The organism is Stutzerimonas stutzeri (assembly GCF_002890915.1).
Taxonomy (GTDB): Bacteria; Pseudomonadota; Gammaproteobacteria; order Pseudomonadales; family Pseudomonadaceae; genus Stutzerimonas; species Stutzerimonas stutzeri_AF.
Genome location: NZ_POUT01000001.1, coordinates 107,412 through 123,906, shown reverse-complemented (window position 1 = coordinate 123,906; position 16,495 = coordinate 107,412). Strand labels below are relative to the sequence as shown.

Here is a 16,495-nt window from a genome sequence, read left to right as displayed (position 1 = left end):
AATTGCCTCCTTTAGAGTTCGAAACGGTCTTTGGAACGTTCTTTGACGGTTTGCTCGTCATCCGGCAGGTACAACGGACCTTTCTGGCCGCAGCCACTGAGCGCGGCGGCGAAAACGGCGAGGGCGACGAAGGGAAGCAACAGACGCTTCATGGGGGTTGGAATCCTTGAAAAAGCTAATCGCCGGAGTATACCCAGCACCCGCCGGATTGCCTATGCGGGCTGCGTGTGGCGTGGCCGCCGCGACCGGCGTTGCCGCGGGACTTTTGCAGGAGCGGGCTATGTCCGCGATGGCTTGCAGGGCCTGCTTCGCGAGCATGGCTCGCTACGGTACTCGCCGAGCCCGCCTGGGGATGGGTTGTATCGAAACGGGAACAAGCTCTAAGCTCGCCGCCATTCAGTGCGGCCCGCTGCCGCGCCCCTTTCAGCCGAGGAACAGCCGCATGAGCCTGAGCGAAGCCCGCTATCACGATCTGGTCGATACCGTGCAGGAAAGTGTCGAGGACGCATTCGATGACAGCGGCCTTGATGTCGACCTGGAAAATTCCGGCGGGGTGCTGACGGTGCGCTTCGACAATGGCAGCCAGCTGATCCTCAGCCGCCAGCCGGCCTTGCGCCAGCTGTGGGTCGCCGCACGTTCCGGCGGCTTCCATTTCGACTATGACGAAAGTAGCCGGTTGTGGCTGTGCGACGCCAGCGGCGAGCGGCTCGGCGAGCTGCTCGCGCGTGCCACCCAGGAACAGGCCGGCGAAGCGCTGACGTTCGACGAGCTCTGAGCCCGTCGTCCTGCAGCGCCCGTGATTGCTGGCCTGCGGGGCGGGGCCTTGCTTATTCGGGCCGCTGTGATAGTGTCTTGCACAGGTCAACAAAACCCCGCCTTCGGGCGGGGTTTTGCTTTTTTCGCCTTTTGATTTTTGCAGGAGCTAGCCAGAACCCATGACCAGCGCACCGCCGATCATCCTCACCCAACTCGATCTGCAGCGGCTTGAGCGGCTGCTCGACAACCTGGACGACTACGGTCCGGCTGCCGAAGCGCTCGAGCAGGAATTGTCGCGGGCGCAGGTCGTGGAGCGCAGCGAAATGCCCGCCGGCGTCGTCACCATGAACTCGCGCGTGCATTGTCGCGACGAAGGCAGCGGCAAGGACTACCACCTGACGCTGGTCTATCCGCAGGACGCCGGCAAGGAAGGCACCGTTTCCGTGCTGGCGCCGGTGGGCACCGCGCTGCTGGGCATGAGCGTCGGCCAGCATATCGACTGGCCGGCGCCGGGCGGCAAGATGCTCAAGCTCACCCTGCTCGCCATCGAGTATCAACCCGAAGCGGCGGGCGACCCGCTCTGAGCTTCAGCTCCCGCCCGCTCCATCGCCCGGCAGATCCCGCTGCCGGGCTTCCAGTGCCGCGATACGCTGCTCCAGCCGATAGTTCCGATACAGCCGCAATGGCCAGCAGGATGGCCGCTGCGGCGCGCAGCCCGTGGTCGATGACGGCCGAGTCGAGAAAGTCCATTCAAACCTCGATGTTCAGAGCGTGTCGAGAAAGCTGCGTAGCGCCTTCAGTTCGTCCCGGTTCAGCTCCAGCGCTTGGAGGCGCGCCGAGGTGGTCGGAAACAGCGGGTCGTCCTGCTGCGCGGCGGTGGGTTTCGGCCGAGGCATGCCGACGTTGTAGAAGTTGAGCAGGCCCATCAGGTCGGGAAACAGCCCGTTGTGAATCCACGGCCCGGTCCGGCTCACCAGACGCAGCGACGGCGTGCGGAAACGACCGACGTCCTCCGCCCGGCCGGTCACCTCGTAGCGTCCCAGGTCCTGGTACTTGCGGCCGTAGTAGGTCATGCCGGCGTTGTGGAATCGATCGTCGCTCATGGCCGGGCCGAAGTGGCAGTTCATGCAGCGCGCCCGGGTGCGAAACAGATGCAGGCCGTGCAGTTGTTCGTCGCTCAGTGCATCGTGGCGCCCGCGCAGGAAACGCTCGAAGCGCGTCGTGCGAGCGAAACGCACCAGCGTGCGCTGGTAGCTGGCCAGAGCCTGGCGCAGCATGCGCGCGTCGATCGCATCCGCGCCGAACGCCTCGGCGAAACGCTGACGATAGCCGGCGTCGGCATTCAGCCGTCGCAGCAGTTCGTCCCGCTCGAAGGCCATTTCCAGCGGGTCCTCCACGGGAAACAGCGCCTGGTCCTCGAGGCTGGCGGCGCGGCCGTCCCAGAACGGCTGGCGGGTGAAGCCGCTCATCACCAGGCTCGGTGAATTGCGCCGCCCGGCCTGGCGGTCATGGCCGAAGGACACCTTGCGGCCATCGGCGAAGGCCAGGTCCGGCTCGTGGCAGGAGGCGCAGGCGATCTGCCTCGAGCGCGACAGGATGGGGTCGAAGAACAGCCGCTCGCCCAGGGCCGCCTTGGCCTCACTGAAAGGATTGCCCGGCGGCGAGGGCGCACGCTCGGGCAGCGGGCCGAGTTCCTGCCAGGCGATGTCCTTGTCCACGTGTGGCGTCGGCCAGGTGTGTGGCGGCTGGGTGTAGATCTGGCGCAGGCAGGCGTAGCCCTCCCTGTCCGGCGCAGGGGCGAGGTGGTACAGGCAGTCGTCGGCCTGGGCCGCGACACTCAGCAGTACGCTGAATAGCGTAACGGGCAACAGTTGCATGGCCATCAGAACCGGTAACCGACTTCCAACCAGAACTGGCGACCGGTTTCATAGACTGCCGAGTCGTAGTAGGCCGAGGCGCTGGTATTGTCGTTGGCGTTGCTGCGGTTGGTGAGGTTGTAGACATCGAGATTGACGAAAATGGCCTGGCCTTCGAGCGTTGGCTGCTCCCAGGCGAGGCGCGCGTCCCAGGTGAAGGCATTGCCATACGACTTGTCGTAGTAGGCGCGATAGCCGTTGACCGATTGCAAGGCCTGTTTGAGCGTATCGACACCGGCGCGATAGCGGAAGAAGTTGCTCCAGCTGAGGCGCCAGACGGGGATCTCGGTGATGATGGTGAGCCGGTAGGTCCAGTCGCGGGTGTAGTTCGATGGAGGCAGGTCGCTGATGTGGATCACCTTGCCCTGGTAATGGACGTAGCGATCCTCTTCGACAGAGTCCGCGTAGCTGTTGTGATTGGTATTGTGGTGGGTCCAGTCGGCTGCCAGTTGGCCCGAGGTGCGGGCCCCCCAGGCATCGAAGCTGCGCAGAGGGGTAAGAGTCAGCGTCAGCACTTCGGTGTTGGACTGGCCATCGTTGGTGTAGCGGTAGTCGCCGTTGACCTGTTCCACCTCCATGACCTGGTCGCGGCCCTTGCGCTTGACCCATTTCACTCCCAGTTCGAGATCATCGAGCCGCTGGGTCAGGCCGAAGGTCAGTTCGTCGTCATGGGGAATGTCCAGTTTCGAGAACAGGGTGTCGTCACCCTGGGCGCGTTCGCCCCAGGTGAAGCCGTTGCCGGCGTTGCGCAGGTAGGTGTGTTCCAGCGCGCTGCGGCCCTGTTGCAGGCGCCAACCGGCTGAGTTGCGGCCATAGTAACGGTTGACTCCGGTATGGAAGCGGGTGCTGCGCTCGCCGAAGACATCCCACTCCAGGGCGAAACGCGGTGCCAGCGTGTGCTTGTCCATGTAGTCGTCGCTGTCCAGGCGTGCGCCTGGGCGCAGCATGAGGTTGCCGAAGCGGATCTCGTCCTGAAGGAAGGCGGCCCAGCTGTTGAGGGAAAAGCGTACTTCGCCCTGGTCATAGCGGGTCAGAGTGCCGACATACTGCCCCAGGTCTTCGTCGCATAGCCCCTGTCCCGGCATGCTGGCACAGGTACGGCTGCCCAACAGGGAATAGACGTTCACCGTGGACGTGCTCAGGCGCTCGTAATCGTATTTCAGGTGGCGGAACTCGAAGCCCGTCTGGAACAGGTGCTGGCTGCCGAACAGATCGAGTCTGTTCCAGTCCGCAACCAGCTTGTAGTCGAACGCATCCTGGCTCTGCTCGATGTCGCCATAGCCGCCTTCGGTCGAGATCGTGCCGATGCCCCAGTCCTTGTCGGCCGTCTTGCGCCAGTTGTTCCAGTCGTCACGGTCGCTGTCGCGGGAGTTTTCCAGGCGGCTTAGTGACAGGTTCTGGGTAACGCGGGCGAATTGGCCCTGGTAGAGGGCCTTGGTATTGAGCATCAGGCCGCCCGACTCGACGCTGTAGCGGCTGTCGAGAGCGTTGTTGCGGTAGTGGGTTGATTCCTCCGGCGCGTAGGTCAGGCTGCCTTCGAGATCCAGCTGGTCGTTGGCCTGCCAGACGGCCTTGAGGAAGATGTTCTGCGCCTTGCGTTCTTCGTCGCGCGTTTGCGCGCTGTAGCCGACCTTGCCGATGTTGTTGGGGGTGTATTGATGCACCGGAATGCTCGATTCTTTCTGCACAATGTTGGCCAGCAGACCGACGCTCTCGGTCAGGTAACCCTCCAGTGTGGCGCGGTAGATATGCTTGGTGAATTCGGGCTGATAGCTGTCCGCGTAGCCGGTGCCTGATCCGGCGCCCTCGAAGTTCTCCCGTTCATCGTCATCGACGTGATACTCGGTCCACTGCGCACGGGTGGTCTGGTAGGACAGCCGGCCGTGCAGGTCACGCGTCGGCTTGCGGGTATTGGCTTCCACTACGCCGCCGTTGAAGCCGCCGTATTGTGCACCGACGTTGCTGTCGAGCACCCGGATTTCTTCCAGCAGGTCGGTGTCCAGTGCCAGACCCTGGCTGCGACCTGGCACGGCATTCGCCAGGTTGTGTTGGCTCTGGGCAGGATCGATGTCATTGTTCATGTTCATGCCATCGACCAGAAAGGCGTTCTGGTAGAACTTGGCGCCGTTGATGCTGATATTGGCCGGGCCGATCTCGCCGGGTGTCTTGCTGCTCAGCTGGGCATTGTCGAACTGCACGTTGGGATGGATCTTCAGCAGGCTGGTGATATCGCCGTTGCCGGCCGGAAGGCTTTCGATGAGGTGCCGGTCTATCGTGGTTTCGCCCTGCTTGTGTGTGCGGTCGGCCAGCACCACCACGTCGTCGAACTGCAGGGGACGCCGTTCGGCCCGGTCCGCGCTCGGGGTGACGGCCGGTGCGGGCTCCAGGCTGAGGGTGCCGCCGCGCTGCTGGTGCCAGGTGAGCCCGGTGCCGGCGAGCAGACGCTGCAAGGCTTGCTCCAGCGTCAGTTCGCCCTGCACGGCGCCGGACTGCTTGTCCCTGAGCAGCTGGCCGCTGACGCTGACCTGGACGCCGGCCTGCTGGCCGAAGGCGATCAGTGCGGCGGCCAGCGGTTGCGCGGCGATGTCGAACGAGCGGGTCTGCTGGCGGACGTCGATGGTTTCGGCTGCCGTAGCGAAGTCGGGGCTGGCCAGCAGCAGTGCCACGGCGATGACGGCGAACAGGCGACTGGAATGGAGCGGGGTGCGGGCTGGCCCGGCGGGGCGGTGGTTCACTGAAGAATCCCTCTACTGCATGCTTAGATGAGAACAATTCCCGATTGCAGGCAAGAAGACGGATGACGGTTCAGAATTTTCAGAAAATCGCGAATTTTCCTTGAGCCGGTTTTAACGCAGCAGGGTCCGCAGGTCGGGCGCGTAGGTTGGGCTGAGGAGCGTAGCGACGAAGCCCAACACGTCAGTGTGCGATCGATCAATGGCTCGAACACCGGCTGCTGCAGGAAATCCGTGCCCGATTCCCCAGCAAGGCCTGACGCGGGCAAAGCTTTTCAACGGCCCGTCAGCGGCGGATCACCAGCAGGTAGGGCGACCAGCTTTCCACTCGGCCGCCATGGGGTTGGACCAACGCCTGCAGCGCGGCCTGCGGATGTTGCAGGTCGTACCGGCCGGTGACGCGCTCGTTGGCCAGCGCCGGGTCCTGCAGCAGGATCCAGCCGGCATAATGCGGCCGCAACTGCTCCAGCAGTTCGCCGATCGGCTGGTCTTCGGCGATCAGTTCGCCGCGGCGCCAGGCGGCCACGCGTGCCGGCATGACGCGGTCGCGCATGCGCAGTCCGTCGCGGGTGTCCAGACGCATGCGGTCGCCGCCCTTGAGTCGGGTATTGCGCCGCGGGTCCTCGACGCGCACCGAGCCATGTTCGACGGCGACGCTCAACGTCGGCCCCTGCAGGGCTACGGAGAAGGCGGTGCCGGTGACTTCGACGCGGCTGTCGCCGGCCTGCACGGTGAAGGGGCGCGAAGCATCGGGAGTGACCTCGAAAAAGACTTCGCCCTGCAGCAGGTCCAGATGGCGGTGATCGTCGTCGAAGCGGGGCCGGATGGCGCTGCCGCCCTTCAGCCAGACCCGGCTGCCATCCTCCAGGACCAGTTGCCGCGGCGCGCCCTTGCCGTTGTCCAGCTCGCCATGCCCGTGCCACGGCAGCAGCACCATGAGCAAGGCCAGACAGGCGGCGAGGGCGCTGCCGATGACTGCGAACCGGCGCCGGCGCATACCGGGCCAGCGCCGATGGCTGGTGCGTGGCAACTGGCCGCTGAGGCGCCAGACCCGCTCGGCCCGCTGCCAGGCCCGGGCATGGGCGGGAGAGGCCTGCTGCCAGGCGCGACAGGCCGCGCGCAGCTCTTCGTCGTCCGGCGATTCCTGAATCCAGAGCAGCCATTCCATGGCGCTGTTCCAGTTCGGGTCCGGGCGAGGAAGGTCCTTCATCGTGGCGCTCATCGCGTTCGAGGTCTGTGGGTTGCCCGCCGTTGGGGGCGTTTGCGGGGGGCGGCGCATCAGCATGCCCCATCGTCCAGGCTGGCTGCGCAGTGGCTGAGCGCGGTTCGCACCAACTGGTGCGCGAGGCCGATGGAGATGCCGAGGTGCGCGGCGATCTGCTGCAGGGTATAGCCACCCAGCCGGTGCATTTCGAAGGCGATGCGGGTGCGTTCCGGCAGCCGTGCCAGCGCCTCGGCGATCAGGCGCAGCTCGTCCTGCTGGCACAGCTGCTGTTCGGGGGAGGGGGTACTCGCCGGCAGTTCGGCGAGCAGATCGTCGGCATCTTCCTGGCGTTGCACGTTGCCGGCGCGGCGAACCAGGTCCAGCGACAGGTTGCGCACGATGCGATAGAGATAGGCCAGCGGCTGCGCGAGATGGTCGCGTTCGGCCTGGCTGAAACGTACCCAGGCCTCCTGCACGACTTCCTCGGCCTCGGCGCGGCAGCCGGTGATCGGCGCCGCGTAATCCACGAGTGCGTTGCGATGGTTCACGAACAGATCGGTACTGTTGCCTGGCTCGTTCACGATGGATGCTCTGGTTGGGGCGCAGCCCGTTGGCGTGGCGATCCTGGCGTGAAGGAAAATTGTTATCAAATGCTAGTTATTCTCATCTGCTCCTGAGCGCCAGGTTCAGTGCCGCTTCCAGCCGTGACTTGTAGCGCAGGTGCTGCACGGTCTGGCTGCGCCCCGTGCCGTGCAGGCCGGTGAGGTCGAGGTCGGTGATGTAGCAGGGGTAGCGCTCGCCATTGCGCCGGCGCGCGAGGATGTAGCGCGCCACCGTGGCGAATAGCTCGGCACCGTATTCCAACCCGGAAAACTCCTGGTGGTTGCAGTACAGCGTGACCTGCGAGCGGCCCTGGTCGCCCGGCTCGATGATGGCCTGGACGTCGTAGAACGGATCGCTGACTTCCCCTTGCGGCGCGGGCCGAGGTTCCAGCCGCATACCCCCGTCCTGGTCACGAAGGATGCGGTGGACGTGAATCTCCAGCGTGTTCGGTGCCAGGCCTTCGCCCAGCGGCCACTGGGCATTGCGCCGGTAGGCCAGCGATTGCAGGAAGCGCAGCAAAGGCATCAGCAGGCGTTGTTCGTCGCGATAGGGCAGTTGCTGGCGCCACAGCGCGTTGCATTCGTCGAGCACGCTGAGTTCGGCGCTTTCACCGGCGCTGCGGTAGAACACCTGCAGGCAGTCCGGGCGTCCGAGCGGCAGGATCAGCGCCAGATCGTCGCCGGCCAGCGCCTGGCGGTCGAGGCGGATCGGGCTGAAGACGTGGTGCGCCTCGCCCAGGTGTTCGAGCAGGGCCGGCCGGTCGTTGAGGCTGGCCAGGCTGATGTCGCCGGCTACGCGGCGCAGCAGGTGAAAATGCTGGCGCACCTGCAGCAGGTAGCGACAGTGATCGGCGGCGAAGACCTGGCGGGCATCATCGAAGATTTCCTGGACCCGCCGGGCGATGGCCTGGCCCCGGTTGCGTGCGAAGCAGAACACCTGCAGTTCGGGCCGCCGGTCATCGCCCAGCAGGCTGGCGAGGTATTCGCGCAGGCATTGGGCAAGCGCCTGCGGACCTTCGTAGCGGGTCACCAGCAGCTCGTTCCAGCTGTTCAGCGTGACCTGGTCGATGCTCAGCACCAGATTCTCCGGCGTCACGACCTGGCCGGATGGCTCGGCGTTCGCCGCATCGGCCTGGAGCGTCATGGGATCGATGCCGACATTGATCAGCAAGAGCACCCGGCTGGGTCTGCTGCTGGCCAGCAGCGCCTCTTCGCCGACCTGGGGCAGCGGCATCGGCAGCGCACGACGCAGGTCGCTGAGCAGTGCGAACAGCTCCGGCTCGCTCAGGCCGCTGTCGCCAGGGAACAGCGCCAGGTGGGTACCGGCATCGACCACGCCATTGCGGTGGCACCAGGCGAGCAGCGCCAGCAATTCGCGGGAGCGCTTGAGCGGAGCGAAGTCCGGCCATTGCTGGGGCGTGAGGCTGCCCTGGTAGAGCGACCAATGCACCTCGCCGGCGGCGTCGTAGCCGTGCACCAGAGTCAGGCTGTCTTCGGCCATGTCCGGCGAGATGCCGAGGTTGACCACTTCGACCTTGCCGGCCTTGCGCTCGATGGCGGCGTACAGCCGGCGGCCGAGTACGCCGAGATCACGGCTGTTGAGCGGGCTGGCGGCCTGCAGGCGGCGGGGGAAGTCGTTGAGGAAGCGGTAGCCGTAGGTCAGCTCGTTGACCAGCGCGCGGCGCTCCTGGCTGACCTGGCGGACCTTCCACTGGTTGCGATTGTCGAGCAGGGCGAGCTGCCGCTCGTCCCAGCGCCAGGCCAGGACCAGGCGCTCGAGCAGACGACGCTGCCAGCTCTTGTGGCGGTTGCGCGGCGGGCGGCTGAGTGGCCGGTTGATCTTCAGGTACAGGCAGCGCCGCGCCAGTTCCAGGCGTTCGTGGTCGCCGCGTTCGCCCAGATAGCGCTCGATGGCGCCATAGGCGGCAATGTAGGGGTCGAGTTCGTCCAGCTCGGCGTGCCCGTCATAGATCGCCTGCTTGAAATCCAGGGCGAGACAGCGCAAGCGTGGATGCTGGCTGGCGTAGACCTCCACCAGCAGCAGCTTGAACAGCGACTTGTAGGGCGCGTCGATGGCCTTGTAGAGCTGCCAGAGCCCGGCGCCGACGAATTCGCCGGGTGGCACCAGGCCGAGATGGCCGAGGTCGAGCACGTCCTCTTCACGGACGAAGCGCTTGGCCAGCAACGTCGCCACGTAGTCGTCGTAACGGTGTTCCTCGTAGGCCGGCACCAGCCACCAGAGCGGGGTACGCCCGCCGAGCCAGAGCGCCGTGCGGTAGAACTCGTCCAGCAGCAGATAGTGCTGGGTAGTGCCGCAGTCGTCGGAGGTCAGCTGTGCTTCGCGCTGGCCTTGGGTGAAACGCTGCGGGTCGACCAGGAAGAAGTGCGCCTCGCTGCCCTGGCTTGCCGCCCAGGCACGCAGAGCCTCGCACTTGCGCCCCAGCTCCTCGAGCTGCCGGGCGTCGAGCGCCGGATCGTGGCAGACCCAGACATCGAGGTCACTGTGTTCGTCCTGGGCGACGGTGCCCAGGCTGCCCATCAGGAACAGCCCGAGGATCGGCTGGGGCGGCTTGCCGCGCAGGGGCTTGTAGGCGAACGAGCGGCTCAGGCGCTGCGCCTCGGCCAGCTGTTCGGCGTCCGGTTCGAAGCCGGCGAGCCCGGCGGGCGCGGTGGCCGAAACGTAGCCGGGCAGGATCGGGTGGTTGACGTGAAACAGCAGCGGCAGGAGCTTGAGCACCTGCTGCTGGCGCGTCGACATCGCCTGTAGTGCACGATCCAGGCGCTGGCCATTGACCGCCAGGAAGCGCGTGCGAAGCGTGGCCAGCACCTTGCGATCGATGCCTTCTTCGAGGATCGGGTGGATTTTCTGCGTGCGGATCATGATGGTTCGTGCAGGCGGCTAACCTCTGGTCATCGGCTGGCCGGCGTGGCGCTTGAGGGCGCTGCCAAGGGTTCCGCCGAACGGTCGCGGCCATTGCCCGGGGCCGGCATTATCCGTGCCCCGGACCACGAAATGCAAAAGCGGCGCGCGCCGCCGTTGCCGCTCAGGCGGTCGCGGCTTCGCCGAGGATGGTCAGCAGCGTTTGCGTCTGCTCGGCCGCGTCGCGGCCGAGGCTGGTGAGATAGCCGCCGTCGGCCTGGGTGATCAGGCCCTTGGCGTGCAGGCGCGCGAAGGCGGCGATGGTGGCGGGACTGGCATCGTGGTGAACCTTGAGGCCCTCCTGCAGATTTTCCAGGTTGAACTGTCGAAGGACTTCCAGTTCGGCGACCAACTCAGGGGTGTACGACATGCTCGCTCCTCGGATGGTGGGCGGTTGCCCTGTCCGCTGAGTGTAGATGCTGTCGGCGGGGCTGCCTTGATCCAGGTCCAGGAGATGGCGGTCGGAAGGGCACCCTGCATGTGCACACCGACCCGTAGGCGCCCGGGGGAGTCCTTGCCGGCGATCATCGGCGTTGCGGCGGATCGCCAGCAAGCTGGCTCCTACAAGCCACGATGGGACTTTGCCGGGCCCTATTCGGGCATGTCCGGCAGGTTGCGCAGCATGGCCTCGTAGGCGGCGCCGTCGAAGGGGCGATCCTCGCTGAGCATGCCGCGGATTTCATGGGCCAGTACCAGCGCCATCATCTGCAGGCTTTCCTCGCGTTCGTAGCCGACCAGCGTGAGCTTGTTCAGCGTGGCCTGGGTGGCCGCCGGTTCGCCAGCTTCGAGCTGGTTCTCGATGGCCTGGATCAGGGTGGCTTCGGCGAAGGCTTCGTCTTCTTCGCTGTCCCGGGTGTCGTGCGTCATGGCAGGCGTCTCGTCGAGGATGGCCGGATTCGCTTGATCCAGCTGGCAAAGGGTGCAGCTGCCGTCGTCCGGGCGGCTGGTCTCGACGTAGCGTACCCGTCGATGGGCGGTCTGGCGATCGGCGCTGACGCGAAAGCGTGGACGGTCTGTGTCGGACATGGGGTTTCCTCGATAGCTGCTGGCTCCTAGGCGCGCCAGGGGCGCAACTCGAGCCGGGCGGGGCGCTGTCAGTCCATGAAGCTCAGCGCCAGGCAGAGCAACCCGAACGCGGTCCAGACCAGCGAGAAGATGACCGGCGTGCGCAGCGAGAACAGCAGCGTCCGTTTGTAGCGCTTGCCGCCGACGGGGCTGTTGCCCTCGCCGAACAGCGCCGATTCGTTGTTCGGCAGCATGCCGACGCGCCCTTCCAGTTGCAGCAGCTCGGCCTGCTTCTGGTGCCAGCGTTCGATGACATCGAAGTTGGCCTTGATGCCCGGCATCGCATGCAGCGACGTCACCAGCCCGAGGATGGCCAGCACCGCCGGAACCACCAGGCGGAACAGGTTGCCCCAGTCCGGATTGCTGTTGGCCATCGACGAGGCGAAGGCGATCATCAGGAAGGATTGCGAGGCCAGGTAGGCGTTGGTGCGATCGGCCAGCAGCGACGACTCGAAGTGGATCTCCGAGCGATAGAAGGCCAGACGTTCCTTGGGCGACTCGAAGAGTTCGCCGCCTTGGGTGTCCTGGTTCAGCAACAGGGTGCGCAGGTCGGTCATGCCGGTTCCGCTGGGTTCGACGGGCACTGGCGGATTCGCCAGCGGTTGCTTGGTAGGTCAAGCGTGCCGGCCGAGAGTTCCGGTGGGCGGCTCAGCGGTCGTCTGGGCGATGGCGCGCGCCGCGGTTCTGCCAGAGCAGAACCAGCAGTGCCGCGAAGGCCAGCGACCAGCAGGCCGCGGCGAACAGCAGCCAGCCCGGCTGCGCCAGCCCCAGCAGCGCCGGCACTACCCGCGCCAGCGCGGCGAGGCTGATCAGCAGCACCGGCGGATGAATCCACGGCCTGGCGTTGGCATCGCGCCAGCGCTGGGTCAGCCAGGTGCGCGCCATCACGCCGAAGGTCAGGCTGCCCAGTGCACCGACGCTCAGCGCATGCAGCGTCGCAGTCTGTGGCAGCGCCGGCAGCAGCGTACCCAGCCCGAGCAGCAGCAGGCCGATGGCCAGCCAGGCATAGCCGAGCAGCAATACCAGCAGGTCCGCCCGCGTGCCGCAGCGCCAGGGCCGCCAGCGCAGCAGGCGGATCGCGGTGAGCACGCTGGCGGCGACCAGCAGGGCGCCGGTCAGGCGTTCCAGCGGTGGCCAGGGCAGCGGTTTCAGCAGCGCGGCGAGTAGCAGCAGGACCAGTACCGTTCCCTCCAGGCGTGGTTGCACGCGTGCAGCCTGCGCGCGGCCCTGGCTCTGCGCGTGCCCGGCGATCGCCGGTGCGATGATCCGTCCGCCCATGAAGAACAGCAGCACGGCGATCAGCAGCAGGCCTTCGCTGAGCAGCGGCCAGGCGAAGCCCCGGGAAAAGGCGATCCCGGCGCTGGCGCTGAGCAGGCTCAGGCCGCCGACCACCGGGGCGACCGTCTGGTTGCGCCATTTCTTCGCCGCGCCGAGAAAGCGCGGCAGCACCTTCCAGGCGAGCCCGGCGGCGAACAGCACGGCGCTCGCCAGCGTCAGCCACGAGCCCGGCCAGAGCAGGAAACTGACGCGCGCCAGCGACCAGCAGCCGAGCAGGGCCAGGGTCAGGCGCAGTGGCTGCGGGCCGAGCAGGTAGCCGGCGATCACCGCCAGGGCGAAACCGAAGAGCATTTCATGGGCGTGCCCGGCGGGTGTGGCCAGGCCCGGCAGGAGCGGAACCAGGCCGAGCAGGCTCAGCACCGACCAGGGCAACAGCAGCGCCGCATACAGCGCGGCCGCGGGGAAGAAGCAGGCGTTGGCGAAGGGCAGGCGCGGTTTGCGCGGGTGCATTGCGCACCTCCTCCGAGGAATGCGTGACGGGGCGGGCGCCCCGTCACCGGCAGCGGTCAGCGGCTGGCGAGCAGCGCCCGGCCGCGTTCGACGGCGGCGCGCACCTGCGCCGGGGCGGTGCCGCCGATATGGTCGCGGGCGTTCACCGAGCCCTCCAGGGTCAGCACGGCGAACACGTCGTCGCCGATCTGGTCGCTGAAGCGACGCAGCTCGTCGAGGCTCATCTCGGCCAGGTCCTTGCCGCTGTCCACGCCGTATTTCACCGCGTGGCCGACGATCTCGTGGCAGTCGCGGAACGGCAGGCCCTTGCGCACCAGGTAGTCGGCGAGATCGGTGGCGGTGGAGAAGCCGCGCAGCGCCGCCTCGCGCATGACCTCGCGCTTCGGACGGATCGCCGGAATCATGTCGGCGAACGCGCGCAAGCTGTCGCGCAGGGTGTCGGCGGCGTCGAACAGCGGTTCCTTGTCTTCCTGGTTGTCCTTGTTGTACGCCAGCGGCTGGCCCTTCATCAGCGCCAAGAGGCCGGTCAGCGCGCCGAACACGCGGCCGGTCTTGCCGCGTACCAGCTCGGGCACGTCCGGGTTCTTCTTCTGCGGCATGATGGAGGAGCCGGTGCAGAAGCGATCCGGCAGGTCGATGAACTGGAACTGGGCGCTGGTCCAGAGCACCAGCTCCTCGGAGAAGCGCGACAGGTGCATCATCGCCACGGAGGCGGCGGCGCAGAATTCGATGGCGAAGTCGCGATCCGAGACGCCATCCAGCGAGTTGCCGGAGATCGCTTCGAAACCGAGCAACTGGCAGGTGATCTCGCGCTGGATCGGGTAGGTGGTGCCGGCCAGCGCGGCCGAGCCCAGTGGCATGCGGTTGGTGCGCTTGCGGCAGTCGACCAGGCGCTCGTAGTCGCGGCTGAGCATCTCGAACCAGGCCAGCAGGTGATGGCCGAAGGTCACCGGCTGGGCGGTCTGCAGGTGGGTGAAGCCGGGCATGATGGTGCCCGCCTCGGCTTCGGCCAGGCCCAGCAGGCCCTGCTGCAGGCGGGTGATCTCGCCGAGGATCTGGTCGATCTCGTCGCGCAGCCAAAGACGGATGTCGGTGGCCACCTGGTCGTTGCGGCTGCGTCCGGTGTGCAGCTTCTTGCCGACGATGCCGATGCGGTCGGTCAGCCGCGCCTCGATGTTCATGTGCACGTCTTCCAGGTCGACGCGCCAGTCGAAGGTGCCGGCCTCGATCTCGGCCTGGATGTCCTTGAGGTTGGCGATGATCTGGTCGCGCTCATCGCGGCTCAGCACGCCGGCCTTTTCCAGCATCGTGGCGTGGGCGATCGAGCCCATGATGTCGTGGCGGTAGAGGCGCTTGTCGAACTCGACGGAGGCGGTGAATCGGGCGACGAAGGCGTCGACGGGCTCGCTGAAACGGCCGCCCCAGGACTGGTTGGTCTTGTCGGTGCTCATGAATGCGCTCGCTGAAAATCCGGAAGCTGGAGGAAAGCGGCGATGATAGCAGGGTTCCTTGGACTGTCGGATGCGGTGACGGGCCGCCGCGAAGGGTGAGCTGGCTGGCAAATCCGCGTTTTTCCGCCGCCGGCGGCCAGTGCCCGGCTTGCCGTTGCCGGGGCGCGCAAGGAAACTGCCGGGCATGCCAACCGACGGGCCGAACCTGTGAAATCCACTGCCGTATCCGATGAATTCTTCGTGCCCGAGTTGTGCCAGCCAGAGGCGTTGCTCGGTCTGGTGCTGCTCGCCGAGCTGCTGGTACTGGTGCTGGTGCTGGCCGAGCCGATGCAGCCGGGCTTCGACTGGATGCGCCTGGCGCTGACCTCGCTGTTCGTGCAGTGGATCGTGCTGCTGTCGGCCGGCACCATGTGCCTGCTGCGCCCGCTGCTGGCGCGGTTGCGGGCCTCGCTGGCGGGGCTGGTGTGTTGCCTGCTGGTGGTGGGGCTGACCCTCGCCTGCACCGCGGTGGCGGACATCTACGAGCTCGGCGGGCCATTGTCGCGCACCGGCGAGGTCAACCTGTACCTGCGTCATGCACTGATCAGCCTGATCATGTCCGGTCTGCTGCTACGCTATTTCTATCTGCAGAGCCAATGGCGGCGCCAGGAACAGGCCGAACTGCGTGCGCGGATCGAATCGCTACAGGCACGGATTCGCCCGCATTTCCTGTTCAACAGCCTGAACAGCATCGCCTGCCTGGTCGCCAGCGACCCGGCCAAGGCCGAGCAGGCGGTGCTGGACCTGTCCGACCTGTTTCGCGCCAGCCTGGCGCGCCCCGGCACTCTGGTGACCTGGAGCGAGGAGTTGGAATTGTCGCGACGCTATCTGTCGATCGAGCAATACCGTCTTGGCGAGCGCCTGCGCATGCAGTGGCAGGTCGACGGCGTGCCGGACGATCTGCCGATCCCGCAGCTCACCCTGCAGCCGCTGCTGGAGAACGCGCTGGTCTACGGCATCCAGCCACGCATCGAGGGCGGTGTGGTCGGCGTAACGGCCGATTATGTCGATGGCGTGTTTCAGCTGGAAGTCAGCAACCCCTTCGACGAGACCGCTCAAACACAGGCTTCGCGCGGTACGCGGCAGGGTTTGCACAATATCGACGCACGATTAGCGGCACTTTTCGGCCCGCAAGCGAGTCTCAGCGTGGAGCGCCGTGATGGCCGCCATTACACCTGTCTACGCTATCCATGTGCGAGACGAATGCAGGAAGCCAGAACTCTATGAATGTCCTGATTGTCGATGACGAACCTCTAGCCCGCGAGCGCCTCAGCCGACTGGTAGGTGACCTCGACGGTTATCGTGTCCTCGAACCTGCCGCCAGCAACGGTGAGGAGGCCCTCGCCCTGATCGAAGAGTTGCGCCCGGATATCGTGCTGCTGGATATCCGCATGCCCGGGCTCGATGGCCTGCAGGTTGCGGCCAGGCTCTGCGAGATGGATGCACCGCCGGCCGTGATCTTCTGTACGGCCCATGACGAATTCGCCCTCGAAGCCTTCCAGGTCAGCGCGGTCGGCTACCTGGTCAAGCCGGTGCGCCCCGAGCACCTGAGCGAGGCCCTGAGGAAAGCCGAGCGCCCCAACCGGGTACAGCTCGCGGCGCTGACGCGGCCGGCGGCGGTGTCCGGCGCCGGGCCACGCAGCCATATCAGCGCGCGCACCCGCAAGGGCATCGAGCTGATTCCGCTGGATCAGGTGATCTATTTCATCGCCGATCACAAGTACGTCACCCTGCGCCACGAGGGGGGCGAGGTGCTGCTGGACGAGCCGTTGAAGTCGCTGGAAGACGAGTTCGGCGAACGCTTCGTGCGCATTCACCGCAATGCACTGGTGTTCCGTGACCGCATCGAGCGCCTGCAGCGCACCCCGCTGGGGCACTTCCAGCTGTTCCTCAAGGGGCTCAATGGCGAAGCGCTGACGGTCAGCCGTCGGCACGTCGCCGGCGTGCGCAAGCTGATGCAGAATCTCTGAGAAGCGGCTTGAAGCCTGAAGCTGGAAGCGTGAAGTAAAAGCGGAACGAGCT

15 protein-coding genes are annotated in these 16,495 nt (G+C 66.2%); 4 read left to right on the top strand and 11 right to left on the bottom strand.

Going from position 1 to position 16,495, the window contains the following annotated elements; translation table 11 throughout:
• Nucleotides 1–11: 11 nt before the first annotated feature.
• Nucleotides 12–152 carry an LPS translocon maturation chaperone LptM gene (gene lptM / locus CXK94_RS00570; protein WP_003301130.1) on the bottom strand — a complete coding sequence of 47 codons (141 nt, stop codon included), beginning with the start codon at nt 150–152 and terminating at the stop codon, nt 12–14.
• Nucleotides 153–442: 290 nt separating this feature from the next.
• On the opposite strand from lptM, the gene cyaY reads away from it, so the two are divergent.
• Both cyaY and rnk read left to right on the top strand, forming a co-directional pair.
• Nucleotides 443–775, top strand: a complete 333-nt coding sequence (gene cyaY, locus CXK94_RS00565; RefSeq protein WP_102892879.1) for an iron donor protein CyaY — start codon at nt 443–445, stop codon at nt 773–775.
• Between the two features lie 160 nt (nt 776–935).
• Nucleotides 936–1,340 (top strand): nucleoside diphosphate kinase regulator, encoded by a 405-nt coding sequence (rnk, locus tag CXK94_RS00560; RefSeq protein WP_102892878.1) that lies wholly within the window; start codon nt 936–938, stop codon nt 1,338–1,340.
• A gap of 180 nt (nt 1,341–1,520) precedes the next feature.
• Here the strand turns inward: rnk and CXK94_RS00555 are convergent, their stop codons facing one another.
• From CXK94_RS00555 to argH, 10 genes are all read right to left on the bottom strand, one after another.
• Complete coding sequence (locus CXK94_RS00555) at nt 1,521–2,633, bottom strand: cytochrome-c peroxidase (protein ID WP_102893323.1); 1,113 nt, start codon at nt 2,631–2,633, stop codon at nt 1,521–1,523.
• A 5-nt stretch (nt 2,634–2,638) separates the two neighbouring features.
• Nucleotides 2,639–5,407, bottom strand: coding sequence for a TonB-dependent receptor (locus tag CXK94_RS00550; protein ID WP_102892877.1), 2,769 nt, complete (start codon nt 5,405–5,407; stop codon nt 2,639–2,641).
• A 283-nt stretch (nt 5,408–5,690) separates the two neighbouring features.
• Nucleotides 5,691–6,614 carry a FecR family protein gene (locus CXK94_RS00545; RefSeq protein WP_180984371.1) on the bottom strand — a complete coding sequence of 308 codons (924 nt, stop codon included), beginning with the start codon at nt 6,612–6,614 and terminating at the stop codon, nt 5,691–5,693.
• 68 nt (nt 6,615–6,682) lie between these two features.
• Nucleotides 6,683–7,189 carry a sigma-70 family RNA polymerase sigma factor gene (locus CXK94_RS00540; protein ID WP_102892875.1) on the bottom strand — a complete coding sequence of 169 codons (507 nt, stop codon included), beginning with the start codon at nt 7,187–7,189 and terminating at the stop codon, nt 6,683–6,685.
• 82 nt (nt 7,190–7,271) lie between these two features.
• The gene (locus CXK94_RS00535; RefSeq protein WP_102892874.1) at nt 7,272–10,091 is read right to left on the bottom strand and encodes a class I adenylate cyclase; all 2,820 of its coding nucleotides are present in this window, start codon (nt 10,089–10,091) and stop codon (nt 7,272–7,274) included.
• Between the two features lie 163 nt (nt 10,092–10,254).
• A complete protein-coding gene (locus tag CXK94_RS00530) occupies nt 10,255–10,500 on the bottom strand; it encodes a TIGR02647 family protein (protein WP_037042259.1) in 246 nt (81 codons plus the stop codon).
• A gap of 221 nt (nt 10,501–10,721) precedes the next feature.
• The gene (locus CXK94_RS00525) at nt 10,722–11,156 is read right to left on the bottom strand and encodes a hypothetical protein (RefSeq protein ID WP_102892873.1); all 435 of its coding nucleotides are present in this window, start codon (nt 11,154–11,156) and stop codon (nt 10,722–10,724) included.
• Between the two features lie 68 nt (nt 11,157–11,224).
• A complete protein-coding gene (locus CXK94_RS00520; protein WP_037042261.1) occupies nt 11,225–11,752 on the bottom strand; it encodes a hypothetical protein in 528 nt (175 codons plus the stop codon).
• Between the two features lie 91 nt (nt 11,753–11,843).
• Entirely contained in the window at nt 11,844–12,983 is a 1,140-nt protein-coding gene (locus CXK94_RS00515; protein ID WP_102892872.1) for an NnrS family protein, read from the bottom strand.
• A gap of 56 nt (nt 12,984–13,039) precedes the next feature.
• A complete protein-coding gene (gene argH / locus CXK94_RS00510; protein ID WP_102892871.1) occupies nt 13,040–14,434 on the bottom strand; it encodes an argininosuccinate lyase in 1,395 nt (464 codons plus the stop codon).
• Between the two features lie 207 nt (nt 14,435–14,641).
• On the opposite strand from argH, the gene CXK94_RS00500 reads away from it, so the two are divergent.
• Together CXK94_RS00500 and CXK94_RS00495 are read left to right on the top strand one after the other, a co-directional pair.
• Entirely contained in the window at nt 14,642–15,700 is a 1,059-nt protein-coding gene (locus tag CXK94_RS00500; RefSeq protein WP_102892870.1) for a sensor histidine kinase, read from the top strand.
• A complete protein-coding gene (locus tag CXK94_RS00495) occupies nt 15,697–16,443 on the top strand; it encodes a LytR/AlgR family response regulator transcription factor (protein WP_037042270.1) in 747 nt (248 codons plus the stop codon). Before CXK94_RS00500 ends, CXK94_RS00495 begins: the two co-directional genes overlap by 4 nt.
• Nucleotides 16,444–16,495: the final 52 nt, after the last annotated feature.

Coding starts and splice junctions, on each gene's coding strand:
- cyaY (WP_102892879.1), top strand. CDS start 443: ATGAGCCTGAGCGAAGCCCGCTATCACGATCTGGTCGATACCGTGCAG.
- CXK94_RS00530 (WP_037042259.1), bottom strand. CDS start 10,500: ATGTCGTACACCCCTGAGTTGGTCGCCGAACTGGAAGTCCTTCGACAG.
- CXK94_RS00545 (WP_180984371.1), bottom strand. CDS start 6,614: ATGAAGGACCTTCCTCGCCCGGACCCGAACTGGAACAGCGCCATGGAA.
- lptM (WP_003301130.1), bottom strand. CDS start 152: ATGAAGCGTCTGTTGCTTCCCTTCGTCGCCCTCGCCGTTTTCGCCGCC.
- CXK94_RS00525 (WP_102892873.1), bottom strand. CDS start 11,156: ATGTCCGACACAGACCGTCCACGCTTTCGCGTCAGCGCCGATCGCCAG.
- CXK94_RS00535 (WP_102892874.1), bottom strand. CDS start 10,091: ATGATCCGCACGCAGAAAATCCACCCGATCCTCGAAGAAGGCATCGAT.
- CXK94_RS00515 (WP_102892872.1), bottom strand. CDS start 12,983: ATGCACCCGCGCAAACCGCGCCTGCCCTTCGCCAACGCCTGCTTCTTC.
- CXK94_RS00495 (WP_037042270.1), top strand. CDS start 15,697: ATGAATGTCCTGATTGTCGATGACGAACCTCTAGCCCGCGAGCGCCTC.
- CXK94_RS00520 (WP_037042261.1), bottom strand. CDS start 11,752: ATGACCGACCTGCGCACCCTGTTGCTGAACCAGGACACCCAAGGCGGC.
- CXK94_RS00555 (WP_102893323.1), bottom strand. CDS start 2,633: ATGCAACTGTTGCCCGTTACGCTATTCAGCGTACTGCTGAGTGTCGCG.
- argH (WP_102892871.1), bottom strand. CDS start 14,434: ATGAGCACCGACAAGACCAACCAGTCCTGGGGCGGCCGTTTCAGCGAG.
- rnk (WP_102892878.1), top strand. CDS start 936: ATGACCAGCGCACCGCCGATCATCCTCACCCAACTCGATCTGCAGCGG.